Here is a 15,468-nt window from a genome sequence, read left to right as displayed (position 1 = left end):
TACTGGGGTGACGACGACGCTTTCGAGCCGCGGCCAGATCGTGATTCCGCAGTCGGTCCGCGAGCGCTGCCATCTGCAAGCGGGTGACCATTTCGTGGTCGAGGACAATCCGGAAACCCAGGTCCTGACCCTGCGGAAGGTGAAGGACGGCGGCGATTGGTTCGGCATCTACATGGAGTGCCCGCATTCACTGGAACTTCCGCAGCGCCGACGCCAGATGTACCGCCCGAAACATGAACTGGCTCGTTGATACGGACATTCTGAGCGAACGGACCAAGCCGCATCCCGACGCCAGGGTGCTCACCTGGTTGGAGGCCCACGCCGACGCCATCTACACCAGCAGCCATGTCATTGGAGAGTTGCAGACGGGCATCGCTCTTCTCTCCGAAGGGTCCAGGAAACGCGCCCTTCAGGCCTGGCTGAACCGTCTGGTGGAGGCGATGGAAGATCGAATTCTGAACTTCAATACCAGCGTTGCGACCGTGTGGGGGCGACAGGAGGCGGAGTTCAGCCGGAAAGGCTGTCCCATGCCCATGCCCGACAGCTTTATCGCCGCCACGGCGCGACGGCACGACCTGATCATTGCCACGCGCAATATCGCGGACTACACGCGGCCTGGCTTGAAAGCCATGAATCCAGCCGCCGGCGAGCCCTGAATCCCGCCCATGACGACCCAGGAGCGGGGCGACAGATGCGGCAGCACACCCCGCCGATCGACGAGACGGTGCTCCGCGCCAACGCCGATGCTGAGATCGAGTACGGCAATTCAGTTCGGGCGGCGGATCGGCTGGAAGTGCTCAAGCCGCCGCACTGGGAAGGTTTCATGGCGGTTCCCTGAGGGGTGGGAACATGTGCGGCAGAAATCACAGCGACCCGACCACGAAAACCATTGCCGGCTGGCCCCGGATTCCTAAACTGCAAACGAATTGCAAATGGGCGGCACCCTCCAGCGACACAGTCTGCGGCGGTCCCTGATCGGGGCCGGGCTGCTGGTCGTCGTGATGCTGCTCACCTTCGCCGGGGTGGTGCCGGCGGTGCATCACCTGTGGCACGCCGGGCATGGTTGCGATCAGCCGGACTGTGTGGTGGTCGCCTTCGCGCAAGGCAAGGTGGACCCGACGGCCGCGCCGATGCCGGAGTTCATCCGGGTGGCCGGGGTTCGGGATCTGCCCGAGCAGGGGGTGACCGCGGTTCTGATCGCCACCGACTGCCCGCCGCTTCCCGGTCGCGCTCCTCCCGTGTAGGACCCCGGACCGACCCGAATTCGGGCGGTCCTGGGTCGGTCCCCTGGCGCCGCGGGCGGGACGTGTCCTGCGTCCTCTTCGAACGACCCGCGGTACGGTGCCCTTCCCCAGGAAGGGCGGTCCAACCATCCCCTCCGGAACGCATCCGGGGGAACCCACAGGTCCCGGGAGAAACGAAGTGAAGCATTGCATCCAGATCGGAAGGGCGCGCGGGTCGCGGGGGTTCACGCTGATTGAGCTGCTGGTCGTGATTGCCATTGTGGCGGTGCTGGCGAGCCTGCTGCTGCCGGCGCTGGCGTCGGCCAAGTCGAAGGCGCGCCAGGCGGGTTGCGCCTCGAATCTCCGGCAGATCGGGCTGGCCCTGTTGATGTACGCGGACGACCACGACGGGTGGCTGCCGACGACCACGCACGGCACCACCGACACCAACCGTTCGTGGATCGTCACCCTGCGGCCGTATCTGGGGAACGCGGACGAGGTGCGGATTTCTCCGGCGGATCCGAAGGGCCGGGTGCGGTTGGCGAACCACGCCTCGAGCTACATCCTCAACGAGTACACCGCGGTGGACGCGATCGACCCGTTTGGGAATCTGGTGGAATCGTTCCGGCGGATCGACAGCCTGCGGTTTCCTTCGCGGACGCACAGTGTCTTCGCCTGTTCGGTCGACCTGAGTCCGAGCGTGTATTCCGACCACACTCATTCGCGGAACTGGGTGAAGAACGGGCGGGGCAACTGGCCCGGGGTGGTGAGCGACATCGCACCGGATCTGCACCGGGTGGGCGGGGCATCGCCCGATCACACGCGCGGATCGGCGAACTATCTCTTCGTGGATGCGCATGTGGAGGTCATTCAGGCCCTGCGTTTCAAGGCGCGGATCGATGCCGGGGACAACCCGGCGCGACCGCCGCAGTAGTCAACCCTCAAGCAACGGATTGAACCCTTGTCTCTGCCTGGCGTGTGCCTGGCGGGTTGGAGGAAGTGTATCGATGAATGCTCTGAACGTCCTGATGGGTCGATGGGGGAGTCTGCTTTCGGCGACGATCCTCGCGTGTCTTGCCGGGTGGGGCGGTGTTCGGGCCGTCGCCGCGGACAGGCCTGTGGGGCCGGTGCCGGTATGCGTCTCGACTCCGGATCTCGAGGGTCTGGTGCGGGAGGTGGGTGGCGCACGGGTGGACGTGATGTCCTTCAGTGCCGGCCCGGAGGATCCGCATGAGATCGAGTTGAAGCCCGGGCTGGCGGTGGCATTGGACCGCGCCGAACTCTTCGTGCAGGTGGGGTTGGGGCTGGAGAACGCCTGGCTCGAACGGTTGATGCGGCGGGTCAGGAACGAGGCGGTGAAGCCGGGCGGCCCTGGGAATCTCAATGCGGGCGTGGGGGTGGAAGCGCTGGAAGGCGGGGAAGGGGCGCCCGTGCCGGGCAGTTTTCATGAGGACGGGAATCCCCATTACCTGCTCGATCCCCTCGAGGGATTGCGGGTGGCGGCTGCGATTCGGGACCGGCTGACGGCGTTGCGCCCGGCGTGGGCGGCGGAGTTTCGGGAGCGGCACGAGGCGTTCCGGCAGCGGATTGCGGTGGCGTGGGTGGGTGAGAAGTGCGCACGGGAGGACGATCTGGAGACGTTGGTGCGGGAGTTTGCCGGACTGGGCACGGTGGCCGAGGCGGAGGCGTTCCGGGCGCGGCACGGGCTGGAGGGGTGGCTCGGGCGGCTGGTGCCTTTCCGCGGCCGCAAGGTGGTCGGAGATCACGATCTCTGGCCCTACTTCGCGAGGCGCTGCGGGATCGAGGTGCTGGTCTATCTCGAACCCAGCCCGGGCGTTCCGCCCAGCACCCGGCATCTGCGTCGGGTGGTCACGGAGATGCAGCGGGACGGCGTCGGGTTGATTCTGTCGGCCCCTTACTTCGAGGCGCGGCATGCCCGGTTTGTGGCGGGGCGCACCGGGGCCCGGATTCTGCCGATGGCCCACCAGACGGGTGGGCGTCCGGGGACGGAAACCTACGAGGCCATGCTGCGGCACAACTTCGAGCAACTGCTGGGCGGCCTGGGCGGCCTCGGCGGAGCGGACCCGGGAGGACCGTCGCGATGAGTCTGGAGCCGGACCCGGTCGGGGGAACAGGGCGGGTGCTGCACGGGCGGGACGAGATCCTGTCCGCGCTGCGACCGGGTGCGCCGGGCAGGGGAGTGAACGGAGACCGCACCGGGCAAGGGACGGGGGAGGCTGTGGGGTCGGGGGAACGGGAAGACCGCCAGCCGGAGGTGGCGGAGGCGGGCGGAACGGCCGGCGAGCCCCCCATCGTCGTGGCGGAGCAGGTGACGCTGGGGTACGGGCGGACGACGGTGTTGCGGGATGTCACGCTGGAGATCCGGGCCGGGGAGTTCTGGGCATTCCTGGGACCGAACGGCGAGGGGAAGACCACCTTGATCAAGGCCTTGCTGGGGGCGATCCAGCCGCAGCGGGGCCGCATCGCGCTGCGGCCGGATTTTCAGAAGCGGACCCGGCTGGCGTTTGTGCCGCAGGAGACGGAACTGAACCCGTCGCTGCCGACGACGGTGGAGGAATTCGTATCCGGGGGGTTCGTGGGGTTGAGGCTGGACCGGGCACGGCGCCGGGCGCGGCTGCGGCAGTCGCTCGAGTTGATGGGGATTCCCCTGCTGCGGGAGCGGAGTCTCTGGACGTTGTCCGGGGGGCAGCGACAACGGGCGCTGATTGCGCGGGCGCTGGTGCGGGATCCGCTGTTGCTGGTGGTGGACGAACCGACGGCGGGACTCGATCTGGCGGCGGCCTCGAGCCTGTTGCGGACGTTGACCGGATTGAACCGGGAGAAGGGGATCACGATCGTGTTCGTGACCCATGATCTGTCGATTGCCGCGCGGCACGCCACCCATGCGGCGTTGTTTCGGAGGGGCCAATGCCAGTGCGGGCCCCAGGCCTCGGTGCTGACCGAGGCGCATTTGTCGCGGACCTTTGGCGTGCCGGTGGCGGTGCGTCGGGACGCTGTGGGAGAACTTCACCTGGTGGCCGCGGGGGTCGCATGATCGAAACCTTCATCGAGACGTGGGGCATGTTCCGGGACACCTACCTGACGGCGGTGTTCTCGGGGTTGCTGCTGGCATCGGTGGGGGTGCTGGTGGTGGCGCAGGGGCAGGTGTTTCTGGCGGTGGCGGTGGCCCAGGCCTCGATGCTGGGCGTGGCGGTGAGTCTGGCGTCCGGTTGGGGACCGCCGTGGGTGCTGGCGGTGGGGTTCAGCGTGGGGGCGGCGCTTCTGACCGCGGGGAGCCGGGCGCGGGATGCGCATCGGCGCGAGGAAACGGCGGCATGGGTGTTCCTGGTGGCGTCCAGTCTGACCATTCTGCTGCTGGCGCACCAGGCGCTGGGGATGAAGCAGGTGCAGGCGTTGCTCGCTTCGAGCCTGATCGGGGCCACGCCGGGAGATGCCCTGCTCTATGGACTGCTCGCCGCGGCGTCGATGGTCACCCTTTTGGTGCTGCGGGCCCGGCTGGTGTTGTATCTCGGGGACCCGGTGATGGCGGCGGCGGTGGGCATCCCGATCGCGGTCTGGTCGCTGGCCATTGCCACGGCGCTGGGATTGGTGACCGGGCTGTCGATTCACACCTCGGGGCTGCTGTTCACCTTCGGGTGCCTGACGTTGCCGGCCTTGGTGGCGCGGCAGTGGTGTCGCCGGGCCTCGACCCTTTTCCTGCTGGCCCCCGCGGTGTGCGGACTGGCCCTGGTCCCGGGGTTGGTGCTGGCGCACGCGTGGGACTATCCGCCGGGACAGGTCATCGTGGCGTTGCTGGCGGCCATGCTGTGGCTGGCCTGGGGCGGACGGTGGCTGATGGCGCGCATCGAAGGCGGAGGTGGAGCATGAAGCGGGACGAAGGTCGGATCAGCGTGAGCGCACGGGTGCCGGAACCGGTTTCCGACTGGCGACGTTGCCAGCGGAGGGTGGGTGGTGTGAAGACGGCGGACTGCAGCGCCTCGGGGCGTGGCAGTCCGCCCAATCCCGCGTGGCGAAGGTGGAATGCCGGTCGTCGCGGAGCGGGGATCGCGGGGTTTTTGCTTTCCGGGGCACTGGCCTGGGGAGGGGTGAGCGGGGAGGAACCGGTGCGGTTGACGTCGGGGCATCTGGATCTTCGGGTGGCGTACCACGCGGACCGGACGCCGCCTCTGGAGTTGGTGATCGCGGATGGCGATGCCCGGCGTGAGTACGCAGCGGGGGACGTGATCCTGGTGGTGGGTGAGACCGGGCGGCTGGAACTGCCCATGGACTTTCCGCCGCTTGGCCAGATGGGCGAGGCCCTGTGGGTGTTGCCGCAGGCGCAGGAGCCCGATCTGCCGTTTCTCGGGTTCTCTGCGGAAGGCAACCCGACCGGTGTCTTCGCGGGGCCACTGGCGGTGCGTCTGGTCGGCATCGAGGGGCCCGGCCATTTCTTCCTGTGGCAATCCGGGTTCGGGACCTTCGAGTTCTTCATGAACTCGCGGGATGGGCTGGACCCCGGGGATCGGTTTCCGCTGGCGGTGGGGAGCCATTCGCACGCGAACTGGGGATTCACCTCGAACGGGGTCTATCGGGTGACCTTCCACGCCTCCGGGCCGGGTCAAGGCATGGCAACGCCGTTGGAAAGCCTGCCCACTACCTTCGTGTTTCACGTCGAGCCGGTGCCGGAGCCCGAGCCGGAGCCGGGTGCGTTCGCCCTCTGGCAGGCCCGTCACTGGCCGGCAACGACGAATCCGGAAGTCATCGGGCCCGACGCGGACCCTGACGCCGATGGACGTCGCAATCTCGAGGAGTACGCCCTGGGGACGGATCCAACCCGGGCGGACGCCCCCGACACGGGTCAGCCCTGGATCCAGTTGGAGCACGGGGAAGGGGGAGTCCGCGTGTGGGTGGGAGTGGAGGTGCTGGCGGATCGGAGCGACCTGGAGATCGAGTTGCTGAGGAGTCCCTTTGTGGGAGGGGCATGGGGCCCGGTCGGAGCGGCACCCGAGGTTTCCGAGCCGGTTCCCGGACCGGAGGGGGCGAAAGTCACCCTTCGATGGCCCGGCGTTGTTCCGCTGACGGAGGGGGGGGCGACCCTGTACCGTGTCCGGTACCAACTGAAACCATGATTATGAATCGAATCCTCAACAGTCTGCTGTTCGCCGCGCTCGCCCTCCTGATCGGTCCCGGGTGCGGGGAGTCCCACCACCACCACCATCCTTCGGGCGGCGGGCATCGGCATGCGTCACCGCGCGGCGGGGTGGCCGTCGAACTGGGCGATCACCAGTTTCATCTCGATGTCCTCCACGACCGGGAGGCGGGCGTGCTTGGCGTCTGGGTGATGGATGCGCATGCCGAACATTTCGTGCGGGTTCCCTGGGCCAACCTGGATCTGACCGTACAGGCAGGGAGCGAGGTCCACGCATTGTCACTGGTTCCGGTGGCGAACGACGCGACCGGGGAGACGGCGGGCAACACCTCGCAGTTCCGGGCGGAGGCGGAATGGCTGAAGGGCCTCGAGCGGTTCACCGCCACGGTGCCAGCCATTGAGATCCGGGGTCAGAGGTTCTCGGATGTGCGGTTCGAATATCCGGAACGATGACCGTTCGATTTCCCCGCCGGTCCAGGGCGCCGGCGGGGAGTTTGGTGCAGGGCCCTGTCACACAGACCCAACCTGAATCCAACATGCCAATGAAGAATGCTGTTACCCTCTGGGCGCCGGCCGCGGTGGCGCTGGCCTCGATGGCCGCGCCTCTGGCGCACGGCCAGTTCATCTACACCGCCGGCCACGGCGACATCGGCCTCGCCTACGAGGATGGGGCCTTCGAGCCCCACTGGCACCTGCACTCCGACGCCGTCGTCAACGGAAGTCCGCTGGGGAGTGACGGTGAGTTCGAAGCCCACGAGGTGCTGGCCTATGTGCCGGATCCGTCCATTGCGCGTCCGCCCGGGTCGCAGTGGGATTTTCTGGGGATCGCCGAGGGGAGCCCGCTGTGGTACCTGCCGCAGATCGAGGATTCGGGGAAGCCGTTTCTCGGCATTGCCAGCGAGGAACTCACCGGCAGCGAGTGGAGCAGTCTGACGATCTCACTGGTCAGTGTCAGCGGTCCGGCAGGCGGCCATTTCTCACTCTGGCAGGACGGGTTGTTCGGTCCGACTGTGCATATGACGACCAGCAACGGCATTGATGGCACTGATCTCTACGCCATGACCCCGGGCGGGCATGCCCATTTCAATTTCGGCTTCACCGAGCCGGGCATCTACGATGTCACCTTCCAGTGGAACGGAATGCACACGGTGGACGGACTGATCTCGGCCAGCGAGACCTTCACCTTCGGGGTGACGGCCGTTCCGGAACCGGGCGAGATCGGACTGGCGATGGCCCTGGGCCTGGCCGGCTTCCTGGGCGTGCGCCAGTGGCGGCGGCGGGCGGGACAGCAGTGATTCGGGCCGGCTGATTCTTCGGGTGCCCCGCCGCCGCGGTGCAGGCTGCGACGGCGGGTGCACCGGACCTCTGCGCTGAATTCTCCCTGCCAGAACCGGTCTTGCTCCAAATTGCAAACGATTCGCATTTACAGACCCCTTTCCCGCCGGGGCAACCCGGCGGGCTGTTGAAACCCATGATCCAAAGAAATCGAATGACTCGTCGTCCATTGTCTCTCACGCAACGCATCCTGGTCCTGATCCTCGCCGCGGGAGGCGGCCTGGCTCTATCGGCCCCGGCCCAGATGGTGAACCTCTATGTCGGCATCGACGGCCGGGCCGTCTTTCCGTCGGGAACCTATGCCGGAAAGGACAACCCCAACTTCGGGCGATTGACCCTTCTCTACGCCCATCACTATCGCTACGGCGAATTTGCCGGGAACCATTACCACGGCATTGGCGGCTACTCCTACAGCGGTCCGGCCGACAACCCGACCGTCAACGACACCAGCGCCGGCAACCGGATTCCGGAGGTCTATACCGCGCTGCCCGGAATCACGCTGGTCACCGACACCAACGCCGTGTGGGCGGGCAGGCTGATCAGCAGGAAGCACGTCGAGCATTACAGTGACTTCCGGTTTCGCTCGGTGCACAGCCTCGCCTCGTTCGGTCCGGGATCGAGTGAGCATTTCATGTTCTACAGCAGTGCGGGCACCCGCACCAACCTGATGACGGATGCCGTCATCGCCCTCGAACTGGTCTCCAAGTCTGAGGGGTTGCACATCGCCAACGCGGCCGGGGAACCCATCCTGGCGAACCCGGGGGACCGGCAGGTCCTGGGCGATGGCAACGATGCCGGCTTCGAGTATCTGCCGGTGTTCTGGACCGCGGCGGACGCGACGCCGGGTGCGTATCACGCCGAGTTTCGGCTCGTGGACATCAACGACGCGGATGGACACACCCCGTTTCCGTCGTCGGGCCGGTTCTTCCTCGATCTGCGCGTTCCCGAGCCGGCGACTCTGGCGATTGCGCGGACCGTGACCCTGACGATGCCGCTGGTGACGGAGGGGTATGTGCTGGAGGCGGCGCCGAACGCGGACGGGCCGTGGACGGACATTCCGTTTCCGGCGGGCGAGGACACGCTGCACACGCAGACCACCACCACCAAGGAGCTGACGCTTCCGGTGACGGCGGAGAGAAACTTCTACCGGCTTCGGAAGACGACGCCGGCGGTGCAGTAAGCAAACGCCTTCGATGAGAAGGGCGGCGGGTTCCGGGAAATCCGTGTGTGCCGGAACCCGCCGTGATTTTCCAGAGGAACGGATGTCTCCAATCGTGCGGTCGAAAATGAGGTGGCGTTTGAAAGGACTCCCGGCGATGGGATTCGCGGCCATGCTGGCCGGGGTGACCGCCGCAGCGCATGTGCATGTCCAGATCGGGTATGGGCAGGGGCGCTGGGATCTTCATGTGTACGATTTCGATTCGGGGCGGTCCGACCCGGCCGACGTCCTTCTCGTGGTGTCGCCGGCGGCCAGGGGTGTCATCGCTGACGACCCACGCTACGCCGCATTCCTGGGGACGCCGGGGGATCCGGTTTGGATTCTGCCGCAGCATGCGGTGGAAGGGATTCTGGATCTCGGGGTGGGAACGTCGGCCATCGGGCCGGGGGTGTTTGCGAACAACCAGGTGCGGCTGCATCTGGAGGCCTTCGAGGGACCGGGCGACTTCGCGCTGTTCACCACGACGGCCCTCGGGGCGCCGGTGGTGTCGATGGCCACCCGCGATGGAGTGGATGCGGAGGCGGACGTGCTGAGCGTTCCGGCGGTGGGAGGGCATCTGCACCTGAACTGGGCCTTCACAGCTCCGGGCCGGTACCGGGTCCTCCTTGGCGCATCGGGACGTCTGGTGGCGACGGGTGAGATCAGCCGGAGCGAACCGGTGGCCTACCATTTCGAGGTGAGGCTTCTGCCGCTGCGGTTTGAGGCGGTGGAACGGGCTGGGCGAGGCGCATGGGTGCTCGCGCTGCGGGGGGAACCTGGCATGGAGGTGATGTTTGAACACAGCGCCGAAGGTGGTCCGTGGGCCCAGTGGTCCGCGGTACCGGACGAAAGGCCGAGGCTTGATGCGGCTGGGTTCTGGCAGGGCGAACTGCCGCTGGGCACGGAAGGCGTTGTGTGGGTGCGTGCCCGCTATTCCCTTTGAACATGAGTGACAGCGAACTGCAGCGACCGCCGGCGAGTTACGGCGCCGGACGAGCCCTGCTGGCGTACCGACCGCAGGCGGATGCGGTCGGTGCGCTGACCTCCGGGGTCTGCGTGGTGCATTGCACCTTGCCATGACGATGAATACTGCACGATCCAAGTCCTTTAAACCGCTGCCCGTGACCGTCCTGTCCGGATTTCCCGGTGCCGGCAAAACCACTCTCCTCAACCACGTCCTCCACATCCGCGAAGGCCTCCGCGTGGCCGTCATCGTCAATGACATGAGCGAGGTGAACATCGACGACGCGCTGGTGGCCAACGGCGGCGCGAAGCTCTCGCGCAAGGAACGTCGCGCCGCGCTCAACGCCGACGATGAGCGCACCGTCACCGATTTGCTCATTGATCAAGTCGAGTTCTGCGACGTGATCGTGCTGAACAAGACCGACCTCGTCACCGCCGCGGAACGAAAGTCCCTGCGCGCCATTCTCACGAAGCTCAATCCGCGCGCGAGATGAAGGCCGGCCCCAAGGCGTGGTCCCAGCTTCCCGATCCATTCCCCGAATGGCGTCCCGTCACGGCGGAGGAATGGCCGGCCGAAAAAGGCGAAACCCTGATCAGGAACTGACCGATGCGATCCGTTTCACGGCACGATCAACTCGAACACTCCAAAGACGCGGAAGTCGTCGGGGTTCGACGTGAGCAACCGGCGCACCCCGTGGCGGTGGAGCGTCGCGGCGAGCTGGGTGTCGAGGATGCGCTTGCGGCCGAGGCGTCGCTCTCCCAGCCAGCGAAGGCACAGCCGCACATCGGTTTCCTCGACTGCCAGGATCACCGTTTCCTCCTTCGCCAGCCAGGCCTCCACCCAACTGAGGGCTTCTTCCATCAACAACGGCGGGCTGAACCGCCGCGAGTCGGTGGAGACATGAAGGAACTCCGCCAATACGGCCGCCGTGGTGACCAGACGCCGGCCGGCGGCCAGTTCGGCGGCCACCCATTGGACCGACCGGGATTGCAGTGGATGACCGCCGATGGCCAGCGCCACGAGGATGTTGGCGTCCACGCCGGTCATCGGCGGTCAAACATCTCCTCGGCGATTTCGGCCGAGGTGATGTGCGGGGTGAGCACCTTGTGGCCGTGGAAGACCGGCAGTCCAAGCGGGGCCGGGGTGGTCGGCTGGCCGGCCGGTTGGGGGAGGGACCGCGCTTCCTCCGCCGCCGCCAGCACCCGCGCCACCGGGCGGTCGTTTTCGGTCACCACCACCTCATGGCCGGCGGCGACCTCCTTCAGCCAGTGGGTGAAGTTGGCCGCCACGTCTTTCACATCCGCCGTCTTCGTCATGCTCGACACCGTAGTCCCGGCTCGCCGCCAAGTCGACCCGGCATCTGCAACCCACCTTCAACCTTGATTCATAACCGACCATGCCTGCTTACGCTTACGAAACCATCCCCGCCGACGCGAGCAAACCTCCGCGCCGGTTCGAAGTGAAGCAATCCATGAAGGACGCCGCGCTGACGCATGACTCCCACACTGGAACTGACGCGATGCCATCTGTATGGCCTGGCGGGAGGCGGACTGCCGGGCGACTCCCAGTTTTTGTTTTGGGCGTGCTTTGTCTGCAGTTGTCGCTAACTGCTCAAGAGCAGACCCAGCCCCCGCTGTTGAATCCCCAGTCTCCTGCGGGCGACTCGAACGTGGTTCAGCTTCCGCCCGTCATCGTCAGTGGGACGACTACGGCTACGCTCACGGAGCGGGAGATGGATCGAATCTCCAAGCCGCTGTCGGTGCTGACCTCGGCGCAGATTGACATGCGCGCACCGGTGAACGTGCAGTCGCTGCTCGACGATGTGCCCGGCGTCTCCTACTCGCGCGCCGGCGGTCTGGGCGGCCAGGTGGTCATGCGCGGGTTCAACTCCAACATCCCGCGCACGCTCCTGCTGGTGGATGGCGAACGGTTCCGCGGCCTCGGCTGCTTCCTGGGCGGAGAACGATGTCGTGCACAGTTGGCTTACCGGAGCGGCGCTGGTCAGCAGTCTGGCGGCTTTTGTCCCCGGTTGGTTGCGTCATCGGGAGGGGCGGGTGTGGTCGTGGGCCATTTCGGGGTGGCTTCTCATTCTCCCCGCGGCATCGGGGGGAGCCATGGATTCCGCTGGAGTCGGAGGCGGGCTCTTCCCGTTGGCGGGGGGCGTGGTGCTGTTGGTGGCGCACCGCCTCAATCATTCCCTTTCTTACTGGTGTGACCGCTCGTGAGGGTCGCGAATCCCGGAGCAACCCTGTTTCAACCTTTTTCATGACGATGAATACTGCACGATCCAAGTCCTTCAAGCCGCTGCCCGTGACCGTCCTGTCCGGCTTTCTCGGTGCCGGCAAGACCACACTGCTCCAGCACATCCTGCAGAACCGGCAGGGGATGAGGGTTGCACTCATTGTAAATGACATGAGTGAGATCAACATCGATGCCGCGATGGTGAAGGGGGGCGGGGCGCGGCTGCATCGGACCGAGGAGAAGCTGGTGGAAATGACCAACGGATGCATCTGCTGCACGCTGCGGGAGGATCTGCTCCGCGAGGTGGCGGCGATGGCCCGCGAGGGACGCTTCGACTACCTGGTCATCGAGAGCACGGGAATCTCGGAGCCGATGCCGGTGGCCGAGACGTTCACCTTCGAGAGTGAAGACGGTGCGAGCCTGGGGCAGGTGGCGCGGTTGGACACGATGGTGACGGTGGTGGATGCCCTGAACTTCCTGCGCGACTACGGCTCTCCGGATTCGCTGGTGGATCGGCGTCAGGCCCGGGACGAAGCGGACGACCGTTGTGTGGTGGATCTCCTGGTGGACCAGGTTGAGTTCGCCGACGTGCTGGTGATCAACAAGACCGATCTGGTCGATCCGGACCGGTTGGTTCAACTCACCGGAATCCTCAAGGCCCTCAATCCCCGCGCGGCCATGGTCACCTCGGAATTCGGCCGGGTGGACTTGAAGCACCTGTTGAACACGGGCCGCTTCAGCATGGAGGAGGCGCGGGAGGCGCCCGGCTGGCTGCGGGAACTGCGGGGCGAACACACCCCGGAGACGGAGGAGTACGGCATCTCCAGTTTCGTGTACCGGGCCCGGCGACCGCTGCATCCGCAACGGTTCATGGACTGCCTGCGGACGGAATGGCCTGGGGTCTTGCGCAGCAAGGGCTACTTCTGGCTGGCCACGCGGATGGACTGGGCGGGGCACCTGTCCCAGGCCGGAGCCGCCTGTCGCACCGAGGCGGCTGGATTCTGGTGGGCAGCGGTGGAACGGGACCAATGGCCGGAGGATGAGGATCAGCGGCGCGGGATTGAAGCGCTCTGGGTCGAGCCCTGGGGCGACCGACGTCAGGAAATCGTCATCATCGGACAGGACATGGATCAGGAGGCGCTGACGGCCCGGCTGAATGCCTGCCTGCTGACGCGGGAAGAGATGGGCCTGGGTCCGGAGGCTTGGGCGGCAACCTTTCCCGATCCGTTTCTGGAATGGCGACGGGTCATCGAGGAGGAGAGCACCGAGGCCAGCGTAGGTCGATTGGAGGAGGAACGATGAAGACTTTCCCATCGGTCGACCAGCCGGGACGCATCGCGGCGGCCTTCACCCTGATTGAGCTGCTGGTGGTCATCGCTATCATCGCCATCCTGGCAAGTCTTCTATTGCCGGCGTTGAGCAAGGCAAAGGCGAGGGCGCACCGGTCGGTTTGCCTGAGCAACCTGAAGCAGTTGACGCTTTGCTGGACACTGTACGCCGACGACCACCGCGACGAACTGGTGGGCAACAAGGAGCTCACCGATCCGTCGAATCCAGCCGGACGGGACTCATGGATCACCGGCGATCTGGCGCTGAACCCGCGGGATGCCACCAACGATCACCTGATCCGTCTGGGCCAGCTCTTTCCGTACAATCAGGCGGTGGCCATTTACCGGAGCCCGGCCGACGTCGGGCGAGTCCACCTGGGCGGCAGGAAGTTCGAACGCAACCGCAGTTACTCGATGAATTGCATGATGAACGGGCGCAGCCATTCCAACCCGACGCGGTTCGTGGTCAATCGCCGCCTGATAGACATCCGCCATCCCGGGGCTTCCCAGGCACTGGTCTTTCTCACGGAGCACGAGAGCAGCATCGACGACGGACATTTCGGTCTAACCGTGGACGGGCCCGTCTGGCGGAACAACTGGCCCGCCACCTACCATGACCAGGGAGCGACGCTTTCCTTTGCCGACGGTCATGTGGAGTACTGGAAATGGCGGGATCCGCGCACGTCGCGGATCAGGACCCAGGGAGAGTCGCATCCCGGCAATGGGGATCTCTCCCGGCTCCAGGCAGTGATTGCTGTTCCTGCTCAATGAACGCCCCCGATTCGTTTCTGGACCGTCCCCGGCAGTGGGCCGGGCGCCGGGTGATCTTTCAGGTCCATCTCTGGTCAGGACTTCTCCTCGGGCTGTATTTCCTCGTCATTGGGCTGACTGGCAGTCTGATCGTCTTCCGGGGCGAGATCGAGGACGCATTGCGACCGCAGTTGACGCGCGTGAGTCCGGGCGGGGCACTGGGGGCGGTGCAACCCATGCTGGACGAGGCGGCGGTTGCGTTTCCCGGGGCACGATTTCACACGGTCAACCTGCCCACTCAACCGCGGCGGTCGCTTTCGATCTGGGGGCACGATCCGAAGTCCCGATCGTTTCACGTGTATTTCGATCCGTGGACGGGCCGGATGCTGGGTTCGGATCTGGCCGGAGACAACGTGACCGAGTGGCTCTATGAACTGCATGCCAATCTGCTGAGCGGGCAGACGGGCCAGCAGGTGAACGGGATCATTGCCCTGCTGGTCGGGTTGCTGCTTCTTTCCGGCCTGGTGGTCTGGTGGCCGGGTCGTGGACGGGTTGTGGGGCAGGGACTCACCCTGCGTTGGCGGGCGGGGTGGAAGCGACGCAACTACGATCTCCACAAGGTGGTCGGGTTCTACACGGCCGTGCTCCTTCTGATCACCGTCGTCACCGGCATCTGGTTTCCCTTCAAGGCTCCGTTCCGGTGGATGGCGGAGGTGCTGACACAGTCGAGCGCCCGTGAGGACTCGCCCGTCTCGGATCCTGCCCATCGAGGGCAACCGCGAATCACGGTGGACGCGGCCTTGGCGGCCACTGGGCAGGTGCTCCCGGGAGTCGCGCCCAACTGGATCCGCCTGCCCCAGGGCCCGGAGGACGTGTACTCGGTGCGCAAGCGTCTTTCCGGGGAGTGGCAGTTGGAAGGGATGAACTACATCCATGTGGATCCCCAGAGCGGGGCGGTGATCCGCGCGGACCTGCATGCGGAGACCACATTGGCCCAGCGCATCCTGCGCACCTTCTTTCCGTTGCATGTTGGGAGCTTTGGAGGTCTGAGCACGCGCATTCTCTGGGTGGTGCTGGGCCTGGCTCCGGGACTCCTCTGCGTGACAGGAACACTCATGTGGTGGAACCGGGTGGGACGAAGGATGGCGCGACCGGGGCAGGCCGCCGGGCAGGCAGCGGCCACTGAGCCCCAGTCGCCCCGGCCTGCGGTCTCTGAGAGCGCAACCTTCCACCGCTCATGAACGCGCGACCTCGCACCGGGCCCATTTGTCAGTCAGGCA

The 15,468-nt window shown here is 66.1% G+C and carries 20 protein-coding genes; 18 read left to right on the top strand and 2 right to left on the bottom strand.

Translation table 11 applies throughout. The annotated features are described in order from the left end of the window. Positions 1-7 precede the first annotated feature (7 nt). From KF833_17845 to KF833_17780, 14 genes are all read left to right on the top strand, one after another. Positions 8-250, top strand: coding sequence for an AbrB/MazE/SpoVT family DNA-binding domain-containing protein (locus KF833_17845; GenBank protein ID MBX3747173.1), 243 nt, complete (start codon positions 8-10; stop codon positions 248-250). After that, positions 234-656: a type II toxin-antitoxin system VapC family toxin gene (locus KF833_17840; GenBank protein ID MBX3747172.1), complete on the top strand. Its 423-nt coding sequence runs from the start codon at positions 234-236 to the stop codon at positions 654-656. The genes KF833_17845 and KF833_17840 overlap by 17 nt, the downstream gene beginning before the upstream one ends. Before the next feature lie 35 nt (positions 657-691). Further along, positions 692-838 carry a hypothetical protein gene (locus KF833_17835; GenBank protein MBX3747171.1) on the top strand — a complete coding sequence of 49 codons (147 nt, stop codon included), beginning with the start codon at positions 692-694 and terminating at the stop codon, positions 836-838. A 94-nt stretch (positions 839-932) separates the two neighbouring features. Beyond that, entirely contained in the window at positions 933-1,244 is a 312-nt protein-coding gene (locus KF833_17830) for a hypothetical protein (GenBank protein ID MBX3747170.1), read from the top strand. 190 nt (positions 1,245-1,434) lie between these two features. After that, positions 1,435-2,157 carry a DUF1559 domain-containing protein gene (locus tag KF833_17825; protein ID MBX3747169.1) on the top strand — a complete coding sequence of 241 codons (723 nt, stop codon included), beginning with the start codon at positions 1,435-1,437 and terminating at the stop codon, positions 2,155-2,157. A 73-nt stretch (positions 2,158-2,230) separates the two neighbouring features. Further along, positions 2,231-3,328, top strand: coding sequence for a zinc ABC transporter substrate-binding protein (locus KF833_17820; GenBank protein MBX3747168.1), 1,098 nt, complete (start codon positions 2,231-2,233; stop codon positions 3,326-3,328). Beyond that, a complete protein-coding gene (locus KF833_17815) occupies positions 3,325-4,278 on the top strand; it encodes an ABC transporter ATP-binding protein (GenBank protein ID MBX3747167.1) in 954 nt (317 codons plus the stop codon). Before KF833_17820 ends, KF833_17815 begins: the two co-directional genes overlap by 4 nt. Next, on the top strand, positions 4,275-5,111 hold the full coding sequence (locus tag KF833_17810) for a metal ABC transporter permease (protein ID MBX3747166.1): 837 nt from the start codon (positions 4,275-4,277) through the stop codon (positions 5,109-5,111). Before KF833_17815 ends, KF833_17810 begins: the two co-directional genes overlap by 4 nt. Beyond that, the gene (locus KF833_17805; protein MBX3747165.1) at positions 5,108-6,352 is read left to right on the top strand and encodes a choice-of-anchor M domain-containing protein; all 1,245 of its coding nucleotides are present in this window, start codon (positions 5,108-5,110) and stop codon (positions 6,350-6,352) included. Before KF833_17810 ends, KF833_17805 begins: the two co-directional genes overlap by 4 nt. Beyond that, positions 6,349-6,825 (top strand): hypothetical protein, encoded by a 477-nt coding sequence (locus KF833_17800; GenBank protein ID MBX3747164.1) that lies wholly within the window; start codon positions 6,349-6,351, stop codon positions 6,823-6,825. The genes KF833_17805 and KF833_17800 overlap by 4 nt, the downstream gene beginning before the upstream one ends. An 89-nt stretch (positions 6,826-6,914) precedes the next feature. Next, on the top strand, positions 6,915-7,667 hold the full coding sequence (locus tag KF833_17795) for a choice-of-anchor M domain-containing protein (protein ID MBX3747163.1): 753 nt from the start codon (positions 6,915-6,917) through the stop codon (positions 7,665-7,667). A 194-nt stretch (positions 7,668-7,861) separates the two neighbouring features. Beyond that, the gene (locus KF833_17790) at positions 7,862-8,887 is read left to right on the top strand and encodes a hypothetical protein (protein ID MBX3747162.1); all 1,026 of its coding nucleotides are present in this window, start codon (positions 7,862-7,864) and stop codon (positions 8,885-8,887) included. Between the two features lie 136 nt (positions 8,888-9,023). Further along, positions 9,024-9,848, top strand: a complete 825-nt coding sequence (locus KF833_17785; GenBank protein MBX3747161.1) for a choice-of-anchor M domain-containing protein — start codon at positions 9,024-9,026, stop codon at positions 9,846-9,848. Between the two features lie 139 nt (positions 9,849-9,987). Beyond that, the gene (locus tag KF833_17780) at positions 9,988-10,362 is read left to right on the top strand and encodes a hypothetical protein (protein ID MBX3747160.1); all 375 of its coding nucleotides are present in this window, start codon (positions 9,988-9,990) and stop codon (positions 10,360-10,362) included. Positions 10,363-10,487: 125 nt separating this feature from the next. On the opposite strand, the gene KF833_17775 is transcribed toward KF833_17780, so the two are convergent. Both KF833_17775 and KF833_17770 read right to left on the bottom strand, forming a co-directional pair. Continuing rightward, positions 10,488-10,916, bottom strand: coding sequence for a type II toxin-antitoxin system VapC family toxin (locus KF833_17775; protein ID MBX3747159.1), 429 nt, complete (start codon positions 10,914-10,916; stop codon positions 10,488-10,490). Beyond that, entirely contained in the window at positions 10,913-11,185 is a 273-nt protein-coding gene (locus KF833_17770) for a type II toxin-antitoxin system prevent-host-death family antitoxin (protein MBX3747158.1), read from the bottom strand. The genes KF833_17775 and KF833_17770 overlap by 4 nt, the downstream gene beginning before the upstream one ends. An 80-nt stretch (positions 11,186-11,265) precedes the next feature. Here KF833_17770 and KF833_17765 point away from each other — a divergent pair, with 80 nt between their 5' ends. Genes KF833_17765 through KF833_17750 form a run of 4 tightly spaced genes read left to right on the top strand, consistent with a single transcriptional unit; the run spans position 11,266 to position 15,429 of the window. Continuing rightward, positions 11,266-12,084, top strand: a complete 819-nt coding sequence (locus tag KF833_17765) for a TonB-dependent receptor plug domain-containing protein (GenBank protein MBX3747157.1) — start codon at positions 11,266-11,268, stop codon at positions 12,082-12,084. A gap of 56 nt (positions 12,085-12,140) precedes the next feature. After that, positions 12,141-13,412 carry a zinc metallochaperone GTPase ZigA gene (zigA, locus tag KF833_17760; GenBank protein MBX3747156.1) on the top strand — a complete coding sequence of 424 codons (1,272 nt, stop codon included), beginning with the start codon at positions 12,141-12,143 and terminating at the stop codon, positions 13,410-13,412. Then, positions 13,409-14,209, top strand: a complete 801-nt coding sequence (locus tag KF833_17755) for a prepilin-type N-terminal cleavage/methylation domain-containing protein (protein ID MBX3747155.1) — start codon at positions 13,409-13,411, stop codon at positions 14,207-14,209. The genes zigA and KF833_17755 overlap by 4 nt, the downstream gene beginning before the upstream one ends. Then, positions 14,206-15,429, top strand: coding sequence for a PepSY domain-containing protein (locus KF833_17750; GenBank protein ID MBX3747154.1), 1,224 nt, complete (start codon positions 14,206-14,208; stop codon positions 15,427-15,429). Before KF833_17755 ends, KF833_17750 begins: the two co-directional genes overlap by 4 nt. The last annotated feature ends 39 nt before the right edge of the window (positions 15,430-15,468 follow it).

This window comes from Verrucomicrobiia bacterium, assembly GCA_019634625.1.
Lineage (GTDB): Bacteria > Verrucomicrobiota > Verrucomicrobiia > Limisphaerales > CAIMTB01 > CAIMTB01.
This window is presented reverse-complemented; position numbering and strand designations above follow the sequence as displayed.

Bases quoted from the DNA above. Each gene is read 5' to 3' on its own strand.
- KF833_17780 (MBX3747160.1), top strand. From the start codon at position 9,988: ATGAATACTGCACGATCCAAGTCCTTTAAACCGCTGCCCGTGACCGTC.
- KF833_17810 (MBX3747166.1), top strand. From the start codon at position 4,275: ATGATCGAAACCTTCATCGAGACGTGGGGCATGTTCCGGGACACCTAC.
- KF833_17835 (MBX3747171.1), top strand. From the start codon at position 692: ATGCGGCAGCACACCCCGCCGATCGACGAGACGGTGCTCCGCGCCAAC.
- KF833_17820 (MBX3747168.1), top strand. From the start codon at position 2,231: ATGAATGCTCTGAACGTCCTGATGGGTCGATGGGGGAGTCTGCTTTCG.
- KF833_17790 (MBX3747162.1), top strand. From the start codon at position 7,862: ATGACTCGTCGTCCATTGTCTCTCACGCAACGCATCCTGGTCCTGATC.
- KF833_17750 (MBX3747154.1), top strand. From the start codon at position 14,206: ATGAACGCCCCCGATTCGTTTCTGGACCGTCCCCGGCAGTGGGCCGGG.
- KF833_17815 (MBX3747167.1), top strand. From the start codon at position 3,325: ATGAGTCTGGAGCCGGACCCGGTCGGGGGAACAGGGCGGGTGCTGCAC.
- KF833_17785 (MBX3747161.1), top strand. From the start codon at position 9,024: ATGGGATTCGCGGCCATGCTGGCCGGGGTGACCGCCGCAGCGCATGTG.
- KF833_17775 (MBX3747159.1), bottom strand. From the start codon at position 10,916: ATGACCGGCGTGGACGCCAACATCCTCGTGGCGCTGGCCATCGGCGGT.
- KF833_17795 (MBX3747163.1), top strand. From the start codon at position 6,915: ATGAAGAATGCTGTTACCCTCTGGGCGCCGGCCGCGGTGGCGCTGGCC.
- KF833_17840 (MBX3747172.1), top strand. From the start codon at position 234: ATGAACTGGCTCGTTGATACGGACATTCTGAGCGAACGGACCAAGCCG.
- KF833_17765 (MBX3747157.1), top strand. From the start codon at position 11,266: ATGCCTGCTTACGCTTACGAAACCATCCCCGCCGACGCGAGCAAACCT.
- KF833_17755 (MBX3747155.1), top strand. From the start codon at position 13,409: ATGAAGACTTTCCCATCGGTCGACCAGCCGGGACGCATCGCGGCGGCC.
- zigA (MBX3747156.1), top strand. From the start codon at position 12,141: ATGAATACTGCACGATCCAAGTCCTTCAAGCCGCTGCCCGTGACCGTC.
- KF833_17830 (MBX3747170.1), top strand. From the start codon at position 933: ATGGGCGGCACCCTCCAGCGACACAGTCTGCGGCGGTCCCTGATCGGG.
- KF833_17770 (MBX3747158.1), bottom strand. From the start codon at position 11,185: ATGACGAAGACGGCGGATGTGAAAGACGTGGCGGCCAACTTCACCCAC.
- KF833_17805 (MBX3747165.1), top strand. From the start codon at position 5,108: ATGAAGCGGGACGAAGGTCGGATCAGCGTGAGCGCACGGGTGCCGGAA.
- KF833_17800 (MBX3747164.1), top strand. From the start codon at position 6,349: ATGATTATGAATCGAATCCTCAACAGTCTGCTGTTCGCCGCGCTCGCC.